The sequence below is a fragment of the Exiguobacterium sp. s50 genome (assembly GCF_018618175.1).
Classification (GTDB): domain Bacteria; phylum Bacillota; class Bacilli; order Exiguobacteriales; family Exiguobacteriaceae; genus Exiguobacterium; species Exiguobacterium chiriqhucha.
On record NZ_JACSLP010000003.1, the window covers coordinates 334,102 to 353,181 of the forward strand.

Here is a 19,080-nt window from a genome sequence, read left to right on the forward strand (position 1 = left end):
CCCTTTTTCTTCACAACGTCTACATTATAATACAACAATTTCCTGCAATTCGAGCGAATAAATGAGCATCTGCCCGACCGTGATTCCCCAAATCGCCTCAATCGCCTCACGATAAAGCGAGAGTTGGACGTGATAGCGGTCACGTAACATCTGTTTTGCCGCGTCACGGGAGTCGCTCGAGAAAAGCACAGAGTCCGATTTATAATCGAGAAGTACATACGTCTCTCCGTCATAAAACAGACAATCGATAATCCCTTGGATCAGCACGTGCTCGTCGGTGAACGTCCCCGTTGGATTGACTCGCTCGGCCGGGACCGTGTACGTGAATGGTAGCTCACGCCAACCTGTCCCGGTTTGAAGCGCTGCTGTCAACGCGCGTCCCGTTTCCGAGGCAAAGAACGCCTCGATTTCAGGACTCGCAAGCCGTGCCGTTTCGGCCTCGACCGGGCTGAGCATGCTTTCCGCTTCCCAGCGGTCGATTTGGACATCGAGCGGCTCGGACGGGTCGATCAATTGGAAGACGAGATGTAGCGTTGTCCCCCGTTCGGCTCCTGTCTGCGGAGATTGCTTCCATTTTGGTTCTCGATACGGGGTGTCCGTCGCCCGGTACGTCTCTTCGAACGCCGCCTGTTCAAGCTGGAGCGCCCGCTTCAATTCGGTCACCGTTTGTTTGGCCGCTGTCTCCGTCGCAGCCTGTGCCGGATAGGCGTAGGCGAACGCCTTGTGGACGAACTCACTGACGTTCGCTTCGTCTTTCACCGGAAAATCGATCGCCTCGAACTGTTTGACGTGATGGAGCTGCGCCATCATCTCTTGGAGCGTGGCGACTTCTGCCAAATCTTCCTCACCGATGATGCGATACGTCCACGGTGTCGCTTCTTGTTGCGGAGCGATAACCGGCAAGCCCTGTTGTTCTAAGAACGAGGCAGCCCCTTCAAGTTTCAGGAGTGCCGGAGCGACCCAATCGAGATACGTCTTCGCGTCACGACGCGACTCGGCCGATAACGTCGTCCCGGTCTGCTCGACGTGCAGCCACTGCTGAATCTGTTTCCCCGGTTCTTTAATCGTCCCGACCAAAATCAATTTCTCTTTGGCACGGGTGAGGGCGACATACAGGACGCGCATCTCTTCGGCTTTCATCGTGGCATCGAGATCGCGGCGAATCATCTCTTTGACGAACGTCTCCGTCTTCGTCCGGGTGACGACATCGATGGCGTCGAGCGAGATGCCATACCGTTTATGGAAGATGACGCGCTGCATTTGGTCGCGTTTATTGAACTGCTTTCCAAGCTGGGCGACGATCGTGACCGGGAATTCCAGTCCTTTCGACTTATGGACCGTCATGATTCGGACGACGTTCTCTTCTTCGCCGAGCGAACGCGCCTCTGACAAATCCTCACCGTTATCTTGCAGTCGGTCCATCACGCGGAGGAAGCGATACAAACCGCGGTATCCGCTCCGTTCATAGGACAAGGCCCGATCATAGAGCGCCTTCAAGTTTTCTTGGCGTCCTTTCCCACCTGGCAAGCCACCGGCGAAATCGTAGAAGCCGGTGTCGTTGAACACTTGTTGAATCAGCTCCGACAAGCTATGGTTCCGTGCGAACGTGCGCCACGCTGACAACGCGTCGAGCACATCGCCGCACTTCAGACCGAGGTCATCCTCATCGTCCGATTTCGCTTTGAGCGCCTCGAAGAACGAGTCCTCCGATTCAAGACGAATCTTGGCCAGTTCTTGGTCACTGAAGCCGAACATCGGTGAACGGAGCGCTCCCGCGAGCGGGATGTCTTGAAGCGGATTGTCAATCAGTTTCAACACGGCGAGCATCATGCGAATCTCGGTCGCCTGGAAATAGCCGCCGTCTGAATCGGTATAGGCCGGGATGTTGTACTGTGTCAAAATATCCATCAGCTGTTCGACGCGCTCTTTTTTTGAGCGGACCAAGATGACGATATCGCGATATTCGCACGACCGCAGCAAGCCGGTCGCCTCATCGGTCACTTTGAACGGTTCCTCGCCCGAGACAAGTTCTAAAATCCGGGTCGCGATGGCGCGTCCTTCGAGCTCTTGTTTCGAGAGATCACGACTCTCACCATTGACGAGAATCAGCTCAGGTCTCGCCTCGAGCTCCTCATACGCCCGGCCTGGCACGAGTCGGGCCGCCTCATCGTATTCGATCTCACTTACTTCCTCGTCCATCAACCGGACGAACAAGTCGTTGATGCCATGGAGCACTTCGGCCCGGCTCCTGAAGTTTTGGGACAGGTCGATCCGTTGTCCCGAACCACCTTGTTTGAACCGGGTCGCCTTTTCGATGAACAGACGCGGCTCGGCATGGCGGAACCGATAAATCGATTGTTTGATATCGCCGACCATGAACAAGTTGCCGACGTGTTCGGCTTCGTGGCTGACGAGTCCGATAATCGTTTCTTGGATCTCGTTCGTATCTTGATACTCATCGATCAACACTTCGGCGAAGCGCTGTTTATAGAGCGATGCGACCGAGGACGGTCCGTCCCCGTCGCGCAAAATCGCGAGCGCATAATGTTCAAGGTCGCTGAAATCGACGAAAGCGCGGTCCCGCTTCGCCTGCTCATAGGCAGCACCGAACGTCCGGACGGTCTTGACGAGCGTCTCGACGAGCGGACGTTGCGTCATCAAGACCTCTAAATAGTCCGCTCCGCTCGTGCCGGCCTGTGCGGTCGCTTCGCTCAACTTCTTCTTCGCCTGGTCGTAGGCCGGTTTCAACACCGTGTGGTAGACATGATGTTCCTCTTTCTTTTGGACGGATTTCATCGTCCCGAATTTGACGGCGCGGGAAGCCGTCTCGAGCTCGCTCCACTTGAACGAGTCCGGATCAAGGTTCGCGAACGGCAAAATCGCCTGTTGCACGTTCTCGGATTGCGCCTCATAACCGGCGAGCCGAAGCTCGATGGCGACGCGACGAAGTTGACGCAACGCTTTCTCGATGTCTACCCAAAGCAGGTGACCGAATTCGATCAGCAATTGCTCATCGTCCGGGTCCCCGTCAAATTGATATAACGAGACGAGCTCATCCAGATAGGCTTCCGGGTCAGGCAGTGTTCGCGCATAGTGATAAAGTCCGAGAATCAACTCCTCAATCTCACTGTCCCCGCGGTCGGACGTATAGGCGTCAATCAAGGCGAAGAACGCTTGGTCTTGTTCGCCATAAGCGTCTTCGAGCACGTCTTCGAGCACATCGTCCTGCAAGAGCACCAAATCACGCTCTTCAGCGATTTTGAACGCCGGGTCGAGGTCGAGCAAATAGTAATTCTCTCGAATCACCTCGAGACAGAACGAGTGAATCGTCGTGATGAGTGCTCGGTTGAGCATTTGGCGTTGTTTGCGAATATATGCGTTCTCCGGGTCGTCACGAAGCGCTTGATCGAGCGCTTTGGCGATTCGCCGCTTCATCTCGGCCGCGGCCGCATTCGTGAATGTGACCACGAGCATGCGGTCGGCCGTCAGTTCGTCCGTCTCATCCAAGAGACGGCTCGCAAGTCGTTCCACGAGGACTGCCGTCTTGCCGGAACCGGCTGCCGCCGAGACGAGCACGTGCGATCCTCTGGCATCAATGGCCGCTTGTTGGTCATTCGTCCACTGCATCGACGTCACCTCCTAATCTTGACAAGACGTCATCTTTTTCTAGCTTTTTCAATTGCCGTGCCTCGTTGGACAACGCCTCATCAAAGTGACAGACACTTTGGAACGGGCACGTCTGGCATGGCCGGCGTTCTTTATACTCATACGGTTCGACCCCGATTTCACCGTCATACATCGCCTCGGCGCTCGATTGAGCCAAATCGATGGCATGGTCCATCAACTGTTCGAGTTGCGGTGGCGAGACGACTTTTTTCGTCGTGTTCGCATCGAGCGTCCCGTCTTTCTTGTACTTGACCGGGATGACGATTGATTTTTTCTGGTCGAGTTTCGCCGTCCGGTCCATCATCTCTAAAATGGCCGGATCATCGACGAGCAACCCTTGCATCTGATACGACTCGAGCACCTTGCGTTCGGTGTCGGTATCCGTCTCGGCCGGAGCGACGAGCGGGCGATGGACGTGGAAATAGAGCGCGGCCGCTGGGGCGACGTTCTCTTGCGTCCAGGCGTTCGCCTGCTCAATCAACACTTTCAAATAGATGAGCATCTGCATCGCGAGCCCGTAATAAATCTCGGCGAAGTCGATCTCTCGTTTACTCGACTTGTAATCGACGATCCGAACGTACAATTGGTCGTGAATCGAAGCCGTATCGACCCGGTCAATCCGACCGACGAGTTCGCACGTCGCCCCGTTACTGAGCGTGAACGATACCGGCGGGAAATTGCCGCTGCCGAAAGCGAGCTCAAAGGCGACCGGATCGAACCCGTCTCGTTTCGACTGCTCGATTAACACTTCCGCAGTCTTGCTGACGACGTCGGTCAATTTCTTCTTCAAATAGCCATACCGGTTCGAACTCATCAAAATCGCGTTTTGAATCTCTGGTGTGACGAGCTCGACGGCCGCCTCAGCGAGAGAAGAACATTCCTCCCGGCTCACATCACGCCATTCTTTCCCTTCCATCTGCACGGTCTGCGACATGTGCTCGATGGTGCGATGATACAAGTTGCCGATATCTGGCGCCTCTAAGCGATACAAACGGCGCTCTTTTAAACGAAGGCCGTAACTGGCGAAGTGACGGTACGGACAGGCTTGGAACGTCTCCAGCCGCGAGACGCTCGCCCGAATCGAGTTCGTGTACAGCGACTTGGCGACGTCTTCCGGTAACGGCTTGGGCACGTTTTGATAGAAGAGCGCGCTCGTCAATAACCGGATCCGCTCGCGGCCTTCCGGATGTTTCAACAGCTCGTTATATACCGTGAACCACGTGTCTTGAATCGGGTAGTGGCGACTGAGCCGCTGTAATTCGAGCGCCGTGACCGCTGCCGTCTGATTCACGTTCGTGATGAACGACAACTGGTCGCTCGGGCGATGTTCCCCGGCTTCTGCGAAGTGGGTCGTCACGACCTTGCCACCGCCAAGCCGCGCCTTCAGGTCCGCGATGAAGCTGGCCGGCTGAATCGCCTTGCCGGCGCGGTCGACGAGGGCGTAGCTGACGAACAGCCGATGACTCGGTGCAGTGAGCGCCTTATACAAATAGTACGTCTCATCGTCAAACAAGTGCTCGGTCGCTTTCCCAGCCCGGACGCCGTTCTCGTGCATGAAGTCGAGGTCCTGGTCGGTCAATAGTTTCGACTGGGTCGAGACGAGCGGGATTTGATCTTCGTTCGCTCCGAGCAGGAAGACGACTTTCTTATCAAGCAACCGGCCCCGAACATAATCGGTGACCGTCAATTGATCCAAAGAAGGCGGGACGAGCGCATAGCGCAGACTATCGAGCCCGGTGTCCATCATTTGGAGGAACAGCTCGGTCGAAAGCGTCTCGTCCGGTGCGGCCGCCTCTAGCTGTTCGAGCAAGTGCAACACCGCGTCCCATACTTGCGTATGTTCGCGCGCCTCGAGCAAGCGTGCCTCTTCGAGCGCCTCATCTCGCCAATGGGCAAGACAGGACGCCACGCCGACTCGTTCCAAGAATGCGTAGATGGCATGCGTGTTAGCCTGCATCGTCTTCGCTGCCTTCAAGTCATCCAACAACGGGTCGAACGTGTCGACGACGGTTTGCCGATAGCGATTGAGCGCCGTCTCTACGTCGAGTTCTTCCCCGGTCAACCGTGCCTCTTCCTCGGCACGACGTTTCAAGTACCACGCGTCATGCCAATGGTAATGTTTAATCCCCCGTTCAATCACGAACGCCTCGAGCCGGTCGACCGATGTGCGTCGATGCTCCTCATCGAGCAGAATCAATTCCGTCTTCAGTGCGCGAAACACCGGCTCTTCCCGGTATCCACGGAGTGCGACTTCAATCGTCGCCTTCAGTAATTCGACGACCGGATGATCGAGCATCGGTTGTCGCTCATCGAGGAAGAACGGCAAGTTCATTTTTTGTAGCGCCTGCGTCGCCAAATCGCCGTACGCTTCAAGCGAACGGGACACGAACGCGATATCGCGGTAACGGAAGCCTTCCTCACGAACGAGACGCACGACTTCACGGACGGCGGCCTCGACTTCCACCGACCGGTCGACGGCCGCGTGTAACACGACGTTCGAATCGGGACGGGTATACGGGGCTGCCGTCACTTGCCCGAACGTGGCCTCGAGATAGGCCAAGCTCGGATGTTGGAAGCGAGGCGCACCCGTATGAGGCGTGTCACTCGACGAGATACCCCGTTCGGATACCAGCTCTTTGAAGCGCATGAGCGTACGCTGTGTCGGTCCGAACGACGGATGGGGCCGGTAGAGCGAATCCGGGTCGATCGTCAACAGGACATCGAGCGGCGCCTTCTCCGCCAAAGCGACCAGCACTGCCAGCTCCTGCTCGGAAAATTCATTGAACCCATCGACGTAAAACCGGGTCCCGGTCAAGTCGATGTCCGGTAACAGTTGCAGCAGCACGTTAAAGTAATCTTCGGCGTGCAGCGATTTCCCCGCTGTCATCGTCAAGAAACCTTCATACAGGATGGACAGGTCCTGCAGTTTCAGCGAACGGTGTTGGTCTTGTTCGCTCAAGCGGAGCAACTGCTCCGGATCGACGAGTCCTCGTTTGAGTAGCGTGATCAACGCATTCAATTCCTCATAGAAACCGAACTGATTCATCGTCCGGCGGAACAAGGTCAAGCGTTCCTCGTTCATCTCGACGACACGGCGCAACAGCAAATGTGTCCCCGTCTGGTCCAAAAACTGTTCGGTCGCGACGCCACGGTCGCGCATCATCAAAAAGGCGAGACGGCGCATCGATAAGACTTGAATCCGGGTCGACCCGTTCAAGCCGTCGGTCATCGCCATCTTCCGTTCCATTTCAAACGACATTTGGTCTGGGACGAGCATATAGATGGTCGGTCCGCTCGGGTCACGCTTCAGCTCTTCGATGACTTGTTTCGTCATCCATTCGCTTTTTCCGCTCCCGGAACGCCCGACGTGAAAAGTGACCGTCATTTAGGCGAACACCCCTTCCCTTTTTTCTTTATTATGACCCATTCCGCGCAGTTTGTAGAGGGAAATCCTTCGAGACCCCGGCAAGAAAATTGGCCAGCCCGCATCCTTCCCAATTTCAGCGAAAATCGATTAGACTGGACGTATGAGGGGGAAATGAACATGAGTGCATATGAACAATTCGGCGGCGAGCGTGGAGTCCAACAGCTCGTAGACGCCTTTTATGATCTCGTCTACGCCGACCCGGTCTTGTTGCCGTTGTTTCCGGACGACAAAGAGCGGGTCAAAGCGCATCAATTCGAATTTTTAACACAGTTGCTCGGGGGACCGAAACTGTATACGGAACGTCGTGGTGGCGGTAACTTGGCGATGATCCATCGTGACCACCCCATCTCTGAGACTCATGCCGGACATTGGCTCGGCTGCATGGAGCAAGCGCTCAAAACGGTCGATGCGCCCGAGTCGATCAAACAACAGCTGTTCCATCGCTTGATCATGTCATCCTCGAACGTCGTCCGCGTCTGCTCGCACCATTTTGAGTAGTCAGCCTTTCGAAAAGCGGGTATGATAAGAAAGTAAGTAAAGGAGGTCGTTTTTCATGACAGAAGAAGAAAAGAAAGAGGCCGTTTCGTCTGAAGAAGAAACGGAAGAAGTAGAACCGACGGCAGTCCTCGCCGACGCCCTCGAAGAGGACGAAGAGGAAGAAGACCAACCCGAAGAAAAGAACATGGACCACATTAAAGGTGTGTTCAACTATATGCACGAGAACGGACGAGAGTACCGCGTCGTCTTTTATCAGGACCGCAAAAACCTCGTCTTCCGTGAACTCGGCAACGGGAAAGTCGAATTCGTCGGACGTTTCACTGATGAGGCATACGATGAAGAGAATGAAGCAGAGATGCGCGAACTCGGCGAGCAACAGCTCGAACGGATTCTTGCGGATCGTCTCAAATAAAAAAATCGCCCGAGTTGGGCGATTTTTTTATTTTCCTTTGTTCCGCTTTTTCTTGCGGAGTGCATAAATGACTCCCGCAATCCCACCAGCGACGGCAATCCCGGCCATGGCAGGCACGAGGATTTTCTTCGTCGGAATCATCTCTTTGACCCGCTCGTACGGTGTCGGCACCGACAACTCGAGTTGAACGGCCGACTCACCATGACCGTTGGCCCGCGCTTTGCGAGCCGCGTCGGTGATGACGACACGCCCCGTCGTATAACGGCGATTTCCATGCTCATCCGTATACGGACGACGGACGCGTTTGACACCGCGAACCGTCTTCCCCCGCGCTGCATCCGGACGGACGACGCGTTCGCTCGTCCACGCTCGTCCCCCTGTCGCACTGTAAGCCGGGCGAATTGTCCGGCGATTTAACCATGTGTATGAATCATTCATCGTTGATTCCCTCCAATATTGTGAAGTCCTTCTCTTATTATACCCATAGAGCATCTCACAAAAACATACGTCTCCCGACGTAAACGAACAAAGGATGGCCCACCTCGGGCCATCCTTTGTCGTCATGCAATTACTCTGTGAACGGTTTATCCCGGTGGCGACGTTTCGCCAAAATCAAGTAGTAGGCCGGGACGAGCACGAGCGTCAGTACCGTCGAGAACAGAATCCCTGACACGATACAGATGGCAAGTGGTTTGAAGAGTGGGTCTTGTCCGAACGCGACCGGCAAGAGGGCGACGACGGCGGTCAAGGCCGTCAACAGGATCGGACGAATCCGGGCCCGCCCTGCCTCATAGACAGCGGTCGTGACAGCCATGCCGTCCCGAATCCCTTGCTCGATGAACTCGAACAAGACGACGGCGTTCCGAACGACGATTCCGGCGAGCGAGACAATCCCCATCGAAGCCATGAAGCTAAATGGCGTCTGTGTGATGAACAGTCCGACGACAGCTCCGGCAATCGCCAAGTAAATCGTGAACAGGACGAGCATCGGTAGTGACAATGAATTGAACTGGAATGCGATAATCAAGAAGATTAAGAACAAGACGACGACGAACAACGTGGCGAGTTCAAGGAAGAACTCGTTTTGTGTGTCACTTGCCCCCGATTGATCAAACGCGATCCCGTCATCGGTCAATGCAGACTTCGCATCGGCGAGCACGCGGTCGACGTCTTGTTTGAACGCTTCCTCGTCCATACCTTCGCTCGCAAAGATTTGGAGCGTCACGGTCCGTTCTCCGTTTTCACGCGGAATCTGTTGAATCTGTTCCGTCGTCGTTTCGGTGACGAACGTGCTGAGCGGTGCGACCGGTGGGCCGGCTTCCGTTTCGACTGGGACGAGAATATCGTCTAAAGCGAGCGCCTCACGGTTTGCTTCCGCATCGACGACAATTTTCACATCGCGCTGTTCGACACCATCATCGAACGTTCCGATCGGAATCCCGTCCGTGACGAGGCGAATCTGGTCACTGATCGCTTTCGCGGTCACGCCAGCGGCCGCCATCGCGTCACGGTCGAGCTCATACGTGAGTGTTTGGAACGGCTCTTTAATGTTATCGAGGACGAGTGCGCCGTCAATCTCTTCGAGGTCTGCTTTCACGGTATCCCGTGCCGCCACGAGCTCGTCGATTGTCTCGCCGCGCATCGTGAACTCGACAGGTGCCGAAGTCGGCGGTCCTTGTTGTTGCGTATCCAAGAAGATTTCAGCGTCCGGGTTGTTTTCCCGGATTTGTGTCGTATACTCATCAATCAATTGAATCGCATCGATTGTCTCGTTATCGACACGGACGACGATTTGGCCGGTATTGTCACCTGTTTGGTCGAGACCACCCGTGAACAGGCTCGGTAACCCGCCCCCGGCAAAGATGGACGTCTCGGTGACGCCATCGATGCTTTGGAACTCTTCCTCGATGGCTTGAAGTCTCCGTTCCGTCTCTTCCAAGTCGGTCTGGACCGGTAATGTGACGCTCGTCACGACTTCTGGTCGGTTCGCGGCCGGGAAAAATTCGAATGGTGTCAATAGAATCAATCCGTACAAGGCGGTCGTGATGACGAAACCGACGAGTCCGAACGTCCATGGACGCTTCGCAACTTTTGGCAACAACGTGTCCGCATAGAAATTACTGAGACGGTTGAGTGGTTTCCCTAACCAACCCGGCTCTCGTTTCGAGACTTTGACTTGTTTCCGGTTCAACCAGTATTGGGCAATCGGGACGAGAGTCAAACTGATGACCATCGAAGCGAGCACCGATAACGCCAATACGGTCGGCAAGGCGCGGATAAAGTTCCCGTTCGCACCTGACAAGAGGGTCAATGGCAAGAAAGCGAAGACGACGGCGAGCGTCGAAGTGACGATCGAGCCCCACACTTCTTTCGTCCCGCGTACGGCACCTCCCATCGCCGTATCCCCTTTCCGGTAACGACGCAGGATGTTGTCGTTGACGACGATGGCGTCATCGACGAGAATCCCGAGGGCGATGATGGCACCGATGATGGAGATTTGGTTCAAGTCGACCCCCGTGAAGCGAAGCGGGATTAACGCGAGCAAGAACGATAATGGAATCGCCAAGCTGACGATGATGGATCCTGATACCGTCAATCCAATCGTCGTGACGACGATGACGGCAATCATGGCGACGATGAACTCTTTTGTCAACGACGAGAAGATCGCGTCGACCGCTTTGGCCTGCTCGTAATAAGGGACGAGCTCGACGCCAGAGACGTCTCCGACTTCTGCGGCGACGACTTCATCGACGCGTTCTTGCAGCGTCGGGATATCTTGTCCCGACTCGATTGTGACCGTCAAGGAAATGGCGGGCATCCCATCGAGCGAGACGAGGTCGGTGACCGCTTTTTCCGTCTCTTCGACCGTACCGACGTCTTCGAGTAGAACGGGCGTCCCGTCTACCGATCCGACGACGACTTGGCCCATATCATTGACGTTCGTCAAACTGTCGATCGCCAACTGATAGATGCCCTCTTCCGTCGACTGGCGTCCGAGCGGTGTCGTCTTATATTCTTCATTGATGGCCGTCAAAACGTCCGGGAAGGCGAGTTGACGCTCCCCGAGTTCGGCCGAGTCGAGCGAGACGACGAATTCGGTTTCTGGCAATCCTTTGATTGTCACACCGGTCACGCCTTCGGTCCGCAACAATCGTTCCTCCAACCGCTCGACATCTTCTCGAGCCGCTTGCAACGTTTCGCGGTCGTCCGAAGTCAACAAATATGAAGCGACCGGCAATTGTCCGATCGAATCATTGACGGTCGGTGCCAGCGCATTCTCAGGCAAGCGCGGTGCGGCATCCGAGATGGCTTGGCGCACGTTCGCCTGGAGCTCACTTCGGTCGAAGCCGTCTTCATACTCGACTGTGATGTTTGAGAACTCGGATGCGGATAATGATGACACATTCTCGATTCCTTCGAGTCCTCTCAATTCAGTCTCCAAAATATTCGTGACGTTCCGTTCGACCGTCTCTGCGGTCGCGCCTGGATATGGCGTCTGAATCAAGACGATATTGACACTCGTCTCCGGAATTTCACGCTTCGGAAGTTGGAAGAACGTGAGCACCCCGACAACGACTGCGACGAGTAAAAACACGATGACCAGTTTTCCTCGTTCAATCATTTTTTGAAAAAACATGTTGACCCCTCACTTTCAGATGATGTGCAAATACACATATGAACTATTCTTCTTCATCATAGAGGGGTTCGTCATCGATTTCAATCTTTAAACCTGATTGAATGTGTTTCAGTGAAAGCGTTTTTGAAACGAATACGATAACTCGATGGAACGCTGCTTCTGCTTATAGACGGTATGATTCGACACCGGCACTTCGACCGATTCACCTGAATGAAAGATAATTCGGCTCCCTTTTCCGCTCTTCTCCGCATCATAGACTTGAGAGAAGTTGATCCAGGCACAGTCGGGGCTTTCTTTGGCAATGGTCGGGAAAAATACGGCATCTGCATGCCAATCCATGATGACGGGCGTTTTCCGGTGCGGTCCGAGTACGTCACGGGCCGCTTCAATCCGTCCTTGGATACTTGAACCGTAATACAGACAGGCGGATTCGAGTAAGTGAAGGGGTGAGCCTTTCAAGCGTCGGACACCATCGGATTGATAGACGAGCGTCTCCGCCTCCCCGTACTCATTAAACACCGGAATCAAAGCTCTTGTTTCATTCGTCAACTGAGTCATCTGATCTGCCTCCATCATGGATGTATTGCCTTACCTCTCATTCATACCAAGGAGTCACCGTTTCCACAAATCGAGCTCAAACATTTCCAACTAAAAAAATCAGCCAACGAGTGGCTGATTTTTTAATTTCGATAATCTAACTTTAGTTTTGGATTCGAATTCGATGGCGGAAAGTGAAAATGTACAGCAACTCCGTCACTCGTATTTCCCAAGGCGACCGTCCCCTCATGGAGCGTCACAATCCGTTGAACGATGAAGAGACCGAGCCCAAACTTTCCTTGTTTTCCGCGTGAGAATTGATGGAACAAATCGAGGTTCTCATCGACCGGTGGACCATCGTTCTCAATCGTAATCTCGACGCCTGCCTCAGTGTGAGACAGACGGATATGAATCCTCGATTCGGCGTAGCGCAAGGCGTTATCGAGCACGTTCTCGAACGCGACGCGAATCTGTTCCCCATCACCGAGCATCTCACCGGCATGTCCTTCGACCGTCCAGTCCAAGTTGCCACGCAATTTGAACCGGCTGACGAGCAGCTCCACCAATTTATCAAGATTGATTGGTTCAAGTCGCATCTCTTGGCCTTTGAAATATTCCAGCTTGGTGACGTACAACAAATCGACGACTTTCTTCTCGAGACGCGATGCCTCTTCATCAATGACTTCGGCCGACCCTTTCAAGTCTCCGGTCGGATAGATGCCGTCCCCGATTGATTGGGCGTAACCACGGATGACCATGATCGGCGTCTTCAAGTCGTGGGAGATGTTTTGAAGCAACGCCTGTTGGGCCACGTCCTGCTCTTGCAACTCTTGCCGCATCGCGTCAATCGAGCGGGCCAATTGGCCGAGCTCGTCTTGACGGGCGAGTGGGAGCACCGTCTCCCATTGACGGTTCGAGATTTTTTCGACCGCCCGTTCCATCTCGACGATCGGCTTCGTCAGCTCACGCGACATCCATAAGGCTGGAATCAACGACAGCAAGCTGATGACCCCGATTAAAATCGAGATGCGCCAGTAGAGCGTCGAGACGAGCTCACGGCGATAGGCGTCCCACGCATAAGATGCCTGATAGATGAGCTCTCCGTCGTATTCGTTTTGACGGATGATATAGTAGACATCCTCTCCGTCAATCGTCGTCTGATATTTAGCGACCTCGCTCGTCTGTTCGATCGCCTCTTGATACATCCGGTTCGTCAGTTCGAGTGGGGCCGACCCATAAATGATTCGTCCGTTCGGCAGAAAGATGAGCTGGTTGACCGAACGGGACTCTTGTTGGCGACGGTCATATTCAATCGGATTTTGCGGGATATTTTCCAACTCGTTCGTATTACCCAGGTAATAATCGACATCTTGTAACGTCTCATACACTTGTTCATCGATGAACTGCGTGATTGAGGAACGAATCGTCAATAAAATCATCAAGGCGAGCGTCACGATGATGAGGAGAATCAACACCCAGATTTTCCACATGAGCCGCTTCGGCTGAAGGTGATCGAGCTTCATGGCTTAACGAGTCGATAACCGACGCCATAAAGCGTCTCGAGCTCCAAGCGATGCAATTTCTTCCGCAGGCGCCGCACCAAATCATCGACGACGCGGTCCGAACCGAAATAGTCATGGCCCCAGACGCCTTCGAGAATCTGTTCACGCGACAATGCCGAACCCGGGTGTTCGAGGAAGAGGAGCAATAAGTCGAACTCTTTCGACGTCAAATCGATTTCATCCTGTTCGTGTCGGATGAGACGTTTCTCGGGATAAATCGTATATTCCCCATACTCGATATGTTCGTTCGATTTTGAGCCGTATACCCGGTCAATCAACTTCTTCACCCGGATGACAAGCTCGCGCGGCAAGAACGGTTTGGCGATGTAATCGTCAGACCCCATCTCGAGCCCGATGATTTTATCGATATCCTCATCTCGCGCCGAAATGAAAATCGTCGGCGTGAACGCGTTTTTCGCTTTGATTTCTTTCAGTAATTGGAACCCATCGAGGTCCGGGAGCATGATATCGAGCACCCATAAGTCTGGTTCGTCTTTGATTGCGGCCTGGGCCGAGGTCCCGTCGGTGAACGAACGGACCTGATACCCTTCTTGCTCTAAATACGTGACGAGCATCTTATTTAAATTGATTTCATCATCGACTAAATAGATTGTGTACATTCCAGTCACCTCTGCAACGTTTTTTATTTATCATATCAAACAATTGTGGATGAATGATGGGAATGCAGCCGTTTCCTCCGCGCTCAATGTGTTCACGACACGCAAACAAGCCCACAAAAAAAGAAGGGTTCCCCCTTCCTTACCGCGTCGGCCGAGTGCGCATCTGTTGTGCGAGGAATACCGTGCCGCCACTAAGGAGGGCCAGTACACCGCTGATCATCATGAGTTCCATCATGTTCCACCTTCCTACTGATAGCGATTCTCATTATCACCTATAATATAGCATACTTTTCTTAGCATGAACATGACAAAAAAACTCCCGCCATGCTAGGCGGGAGCTCTCGATTATGCGTTGACGTCGTAACCCTGTTCTTCGATGGCTTCGATCATCGTTTTCACTGAAATTTTATCGTTGTGGATGACATCGACCCGATGGTCCTGTAACGAGACGATCGCTGACTCGACGCCTTCAAGTTCTGTCAAGGCGCCTTCGACCGCCGCCTTGCAGTGATTACATGTCATACCTTCTACTTTTAATGTCGTTTCATTCATTTGGATGTTCCTCCTTGTGTTTTCAATCGTAACGCGTTCAAGACGACCGAGACCGAACTGAACGCCATGGCCGCCCCGGCAATCCACGGGGCAAGCAAACCGGCGGCTGCGACCGGGATACCGAGACTGTTATAGGCAAGCGCCCAGAACAAATTTTGACGAATGTTACGCATCGTCAACGCACTCATCTCGATGGCACGGTTCACCCCATCGATATCTTGCCCCATCACGGTGACATCGGCCGCCTCAAGAGCGATATCCGTCCCGCTTCCGAAGGCGATGCCGACGTCAGCGACAGCAAGTGCCGGCGCGTCATTCATCCCGTCCCCGACCATGGCCACACGGCCCTGGCGTTTCAGCGCCTCGACATGATCCGCCTTCTCGACGGGCAGTACCTCGGCGATGACGTTCGTTTCCGGAATCCCGAGTTGACGGGCGACGTCGAATGCGACTTCTTTCCGATCACCGGTCAAGACGTAGACTTGTCTCGTCTTGGCAAGTTGTTGGACGACGGCACGGCTTTGGTCTTTCAACCGATCTTGCAGACCAAACGCCGCAACGACCCCAGACTCGTCGGCCACATAGACCGGCGTCATCGCCTGCATGTCCCACTCCGGTAATGCCAATCCAGCTTCTTGCATCATGCGGACCGAGCCGATAAGAAGAGGTTTCCCATCCACGACCGCTTTCAATCCTCGACCGGCCAACTCTTCAACGCGTTCGACCTGACCGTCCCCTTCGCCCCGACCGATTGCCTCGGCGAGCGGGTGCGTCGACTGACGTTCGGCCATGACGGCTTGTTTCAAGAACGACGTCTCTCCGAACGTCGCCACGACTTCCGGCGTACCTTTCGTGAGCGTCCCCGTCTTATCGAAGACGACGATATCGACCCCATTCAACGATTCGAGCTGACCGCCACCTTTGAACAAGACACCACGTTCGGCGGCACGGCCCGTCCCGACCATGATCGATGTCGGTGTCGCGAGACCGAGCGCACACGGACAAGCGATAACGAGAACGGCGATCGAGGCCCGGATCGCCATGTCCAAATCATTGAAGCCAAGCGTCCAGACGGCGAACGTCAAGGCGCTGATGGCGACGACGATTGGAACGAACACACCGGAAATCCGGTCCGCTTGTCGTTGGATCGGGGCTTTGTCCGTCTGCGCCTGTTCAACAACACGAACAATTTGAGCGAGCATCGTCTCGCTGCCAACACGTTCGGCGACCATCAAGACCCGGTGCGAGCGGTTAATCGTTCCGCCGACAACATCGGCGCCGACACTTTTCTCAGATGGGATTGATTCCCCGGTCAACATCGACTCATCGATGACCGTCTCACCTTCGACGATTTTTCCATCGACCGGCACTTTTTCGCCAGGGCGGACGACGATGACGTCACCGGCTTTGACCAAGTCGATCGCGACTGGCCGTTCCACACCGTCAACAAGTAAAATCGCTTCTTTCGCCTGTAACGATAAAAGTGACTTGAGCGCGTCCGTCGTTTTTTCTTTCGCTCGGGCCTCTAACCATTTCCCGAGCAATACGAGCGTAATCAAAACGGCACTCGTCTCAAAATAGAGCGACGGATGCATCGGATGCACGAGCATCTCGAAGACGGAATAAAAGTAAGCCGCCGATGTCCCTGTCGCCACGAGCACATCCATGTTGGCCGCGCCGCTCTTCAGGCTCTTATACGCCCCTTTATAAAACTGGGACCCGATCCAGAACTGGACCGGTGTGGCGAGCGCGAATTGCCACCACGGATTCATGAGCCAATCGGCATGGAACGTCACACCCGGGATGTGCGTAATCATGACGAGCAGAAGCGGTGCCGACAACAGCGCCGAGATGAGCACTTTTCGCTCGAGCGGGCGCAGGTCGTGTTTTGGCGTCAGTTCCGCCTTTCGTTCTGCGCCATAACCGATTTTTTCGATGCGGGCGATCAGTTCGTCTTCGGTGATGCCGTCGTCGACGCGAATCGTCGCCGTCTCGAGCGGCAAGTTGACGGTCGCTTCAACACCGTCCATTTTATTTAACACTTTCTCGATGCGGGCCGAGCATGCGGCGCATGTCATCCCTTGAATCGACAGTTCGACGGTTTTCATCGGAACACCTCCTTACTTCTTGATGCGGCTGACGATTGTCATCAATTCGTCAATGTACGGGTCCATGTCTTCCGTTTCACTCGCATGGACTAAACATTTACGCATGTGACGTTCGAGCAGTTGCATCTCGACTTGTTTGAGTGCCGCTTGAATGGCTGACGTCTGGGTCAAAATGTCGACGCAGTAGCGGTCGCTCTCGACCATCTTTTGAATCCCACGTACTTGTCCTTCGATCCGGCGCAGCCGTTTGCTGAGCGCTTCACGTTCTGCGTCTTCACACGGAACGATTGGTTGGTCATGCATGAATTCTTCCATGATTATCACCTCACCACCAATATACCCCTACCCGGTAACGGTGTCAAATCTTTTGAACAAAAAAAGGACGACTGATTTCGTCGTCCTTCTCTCCCGTCAATTGCGTTGGAATTGCTCGCTCTTCAAGACGGTCCGTAAAATCTTCCCGGTCGTGTTCCGCGGCAGCTCCTCGATGATCTCGATGTGCGTCGGCTGTTTGTACTTCGCCAGTTTCGTCGCCGCGAACGCTCGGATCTCGTCGAGCGTCACCTGTTCGTCTCGCGTGACGATGAACGCTTTGACCGCTTCCCCTTGTTCGGCATCCGGTACCCCGATGACGGCTGCTTCGACGATGCCCGGATGTTGATAAAGCACTTCTTCGACTTCGCGCGGATAGACGTTATAGCCACCGACGATGACCATGTCCTTCTTCCGGTCGACGATATAAAAGTAACCGTCTTTGTCACGTTTCGCCAAGTCGCCTGTATAGAGCCACCCGTCGCGAAGCGTCATCGACGTCTCTTCCGGTAGTTTATAATAGCCTTTCATCACGTTCGGTCCACGGACGATCAGTTCACCGACCTCGTCGATCCCGACCTCTTCGCCGAGTTCGTCGACGACCTTGTTCTCGACGTGGACGATTGACGGACCGATCGATCCGGCTTTCCGCTCGCCGTGGAGCGGATTGAAACACGTGACCGGTGACGCCTCGGACAGACCGTATCCTTCGAGAATCTTACACTCGAACTTTTGCTCGAACGATTCGAGCAACTGTACCGGCAGACTCGCTCCACCGGATACGAAGACGCGGACGTGCTTGAGCGCCGAAGCGTATGCTGGAACTTTCATCGCCGTCTGCAACAGGAAGTTGTACATCGTCGGGACACCGGCAAAAATGCTGACGCGATGTTTTGGGACGAGGTCGAACACGTCCTGCGGTGAGAATTTTGGCAAGATGACAATCGTCGCCCCGCGCAGGAGCGGTGCGTTGACGATGACCGTCAAACAGAAGACGTGGAACATCGGTAAGGCGGCGAGCGCTTTGTCTTCCGGCGTGATTTCCAAATACTCCCCGATCGAATGGGCGTTCGAGAACAAGTTGAGATGTGTCAACAAGGCGCCTTTCGGTTTCCCGGTCGTCCCGCTCGTATACAGGATGACAGCGACCTCTTCCTCATCGACTTCGACCACTTCAACTTTCGTCGTCGCGAACGCCTCGCTGAACGGTAAGAACTCGATGTCCCCATCCCGCTTCAACGCCGGTACGTCTGCATACGGGACCGAGATGACGAGTCGGAGTTGCGGTAATTTCGTGAGTGCGGCTTCCGCTTGCGCGACGAGCGGCGACAACGCGACAATCGCCTTTACGTCGCCATCGAGCAAGATGTAGGCCATCTCGTCCGGTGTGTATGTAGGGTTGATCGGAATGACGACCCCACCTCGGGCGAGCACCGCGAAATACGAAATCAAGAACGCGGGGCTGTTGCCGAGGACGAGCGCGACGTGGTCGCCTGGACCGATGCCTTTTTGCTCAAGCGTCGCCGCCATCGCCTCGACTTGTCCATAGAACTGTCCGTAGCTGACCGTGTCTTCCCCAAACACGTAGGCCGCCTTGTTCGGATGCGCGGCCACCACGCCTTGTAGTGCCGTGACTAAGTTTGCCATGATAATCCCCCTTTGAAAATGAATGACTATTCACTTTTGAGCCGTAAAAAAGAGCACGGCAGCCGCGCTCTTTTTCAGTTATCTTCATTGTACATGAAACGC

13 protein-coding genes are annotated in these 19,080 nt (G+C 54.4%); 2 read left to right on the forward strand and 11 right to left on the reverse strand.

Translation table 11 applies throughout. From position 1 onward, the window contains the following. Positions 1-24 precede the first annotated feature (24 nt). Complete coding sequence (addA, locus tag KNP68_RS06185) at positions 25-3,627, reverse strand: helicase-exonuclease AddAB subunit AddA (RefSeq protein ID WP_214799058.1); 3,603 nt, start codon at positions 3,625-3,627, stop codon at positions 25-27. Further along, entirely contained in the window at positions 3,611-7,051 is a 3,441-nt protein-coding gene (gene addB / locus KNP68_RS06190; RefSeq protein ID WP_214799060.1) for a helicase-exonuclease AddAB subunit AddB, read from the reverse strand. The genes addA and addB overlap by 17 nt, the downstream gene beginning before the upstream one ends. Positions 7,052-7,210: 159 nt before the next feature. On the opposite strand from addB, the gene KNP68_RS06195 reads away from it, so the two are divergent. Both KNP68_RS06195 and KNP68_RS06200 read left to right on the forward strand, forming a co-directional pair. Further along, on the forward strand, positions 7,211-7,591 hold the full coding sequence (locus tag KNP68_RS06195) for a truncated hemoglobin (RefSeq protein ID WP_021066689.1): 381 nt from the start codon (positions 7,211-7,213) through the stop codon (positions 7,589-7,591). Positions 7,592-7,646: 55 nt separating this feature from the next. Then, positions 7,647-8,003 (forward strand): hypothetical protein, encoded by a 357-nt coding sequence (locus tag KNP68_RS06200; protein WP_021066690.1) that lies wholly within the window; start codon positions 7,647-7,649, stop codon positions 8,001-8,003. 27 nt (positions 8,004-8,030) lie between these two features. On the opposite strand, the gene KNP68_RS06205 is transcribed toward KNP68_RS06200, so the two are convergent. The 9 genes from KNP68_RS06205 to KNP68_RS06245 all read right to left on the reverse strand — a co-directional run bounded on the left by KNP68_RS06205 (position 8,031) and on the right by KNP68_RS06245 (position 18,978). After that, positions 8,031-8,441 (reverse strand): hypothetical protein, encoded by a 411-nt coding sequence (locus KNP68_RS06205; RefSeq protein WP_021066691.1) that lies wholly within the window; start codon positions 8,439-8,441, stop codon positions 8,031-8,033. 130 nt (positions 8,442-8,571) lie between these two features. After that, positions 8,572-11,640 carry an efflux RND transporter permease subunit gene (locus KNP68_RS06210; protein ID WP_131472257.1) on the reverse strand — a complete coding sequence of 1,023 codons (3,069 nt, stop codon included), beginning with the start codon at positions 11,638-11,640 and terminating at the stop codon, positions 8,572-8,574. Positions 11,641-11,748: 108 nt separating this feature from the next. After that, complete coding sequence (locus KNP68_RS06215; RefSeq protein WP_021066693.1) at positions 11,749-12,198, reverse strand: competence protein ComK; 450 nt, start codon at positions 12,196-12,198, stop codon at positions 11,749-11,751. Positions 12,199-12,320: 122 nt separating this feature from the next. Then, on the reverse strand, positions 12,321-13,667 hold the full coding sequence (locus tag KNP68_RS06220) for a sensor histidine kinase (protein WP_241764604.1): 1,347 nt from the start codon (positions 13,665-13,667) through the stop codon (positions 12,321-12,323). A 29-nt stretch (positions 13,668-13,696) separates the two neighbouring features. After that, positions 13,697-14,359 (reverse strand): response regulator transcription factor, encoded by a 663-nt coding sequence (locus KNP68_RS06225; protein ID WP_029595963.1) that lies wholly within the window; start codon positions 14,357-14,359, stop codon positions 13,697-13,699. A 345-nt stretch (positions 14,360-14,704) separates the two neighbouring features. Continuing rightward, entirely contained in the window at positions 14,705-14,911 is a 207-nt protein-coding gene (copZ, locus tag KNP68_RS06230; RefSeq protein WP_029595964.1) for a copper chaperone CopZ, read from the reverse strand. Beyond that, the gene (locus tag KNP68_RS06235; RefSeq protein ID WP_214799062.1) at positions 14,908-17,019 is read right to left on the reverse strand and encodes a heavy metal translocating P-type ATPase; all 2,112 of its coding nucleotides are present in this window, start codon (positions 17,017-17,019) and stop codon (positions 14,908-14,910) included. The genes copZ and KNP68_RS06235 overlap by 4 nt, the downstream gene beginning before the upstream one ends. A 12-nt stretch (positions 17,020-17,031) precedes the next feature. Continuing rightward, positions 17,032-17,334, reverse strand: a complete 303-nt coding sequence (locus KNP68_RS06240) for a metal-sensitive transcriptional regulator (protein WP_214799064.1) — start codon at positions 17,332-17,334, stop codon at positions 17,032-17,034. A gap of 96 nt (positions 17,335-17,430) precedes the next feature. Then, a complete protein-coding gene (locus KNP68_RS06245) occupies positions 17,431-18,978 on the reverse strand; it encodes a long-chain-fatty-acid--CoA ligase (RefSeq protein ID WP_029595966.1) in 1,548 nt (515 codons plus the stop codon). Positions 18,979-19,080 lie beyond the last annotated feature (102 nt).

Coding starts and splice junctions, on each gene's coding strand:
- addA (WP_214799058.1), bottom strand. CDS start 3,627: ATGCAGTGGACGAATGACCAACAAGCGGCCATTGATGCCAGAGGATCG.
- addB (WP_214799060.1), bottom strand. CDS start 7,051: ATGACGGTCACTTTTCACGTCGGGCGTTCCGGGAGCGGAAAAAGCGAA.
- KNP68_RS06195 (WP_021066689.1), top strand. CDS start 7,211: ATGAGTGCATATGAACAATTCGGCGGCGAGCGTGGAGTCCAACAGCTC.
- KNP68_RS06200 (WP_021066690.1), top strand. CDS start 7,647: ATGACAGAAGAAGAAAAGAAAGAGGCCGTTTCGTCTGAAGAAGAAACG.
- KNP68_RS06205 (WP_021066691.1), bottom strand. CDS start 8,441: ATGAATGATTCATACACATGGTTAAATCGCCGGACAATTCGCCCGGCT.
- KNP68_RS06210 (WP_131472257.1), bottom strand. CDS start 11,640: ATGTTTTTTCAAAAAATGATTGAACGAGGAAAACTGGTCATCGTGTTT.
- KNP68_RS06215 (WP_021066693.1), bottom strand. CDS start 12,198: ATGACTCAGTTGACGAATGAAACAAGAGCTTTGATTCCGGTGTTTAAT.
- KNP68_RS06220 (WP_241764604.1), bottom strand. CDS start 13,667: ATGTGGAAAATCTGGGTGTTGATTCTCCTCATCATCGTGACGCTCGCC.
- KNP68_RS06225 (WP_029595963.1), bottom strand. CDS start 14,359: ATGTACACAATCTATTTAGTCGATGATGAAATCAATTTAAATAAGATG.
- copZ (WP_029595964.1), bottom strand. CDS start 14,911: ATGAATGAAACGACATTAAAAGTAGAAGGTATGACATGTAATCACTGC.
- KNP68_RS06235 (WP_214799062.1), bottom strand. CDS start 17,019: ATGAAAACCGTCGAACTGTCGATTCAAGGGATGACATGCGCCGCATGC.
- KNP68_RS06240 (WP_214799064.1), bottom strand. CDS start 17,334: ATGGAAGAATTCATGCATGACCAACCAATCGTTCCGTGTGAAGACGCA.
- KNP68_RS06245 (WP_029595966.1), bottom strand. CDS start 18,978: ATGGCAAACTTAGTCACGGCACTACAAGGCGTGGTGGCCGCGCATCCG.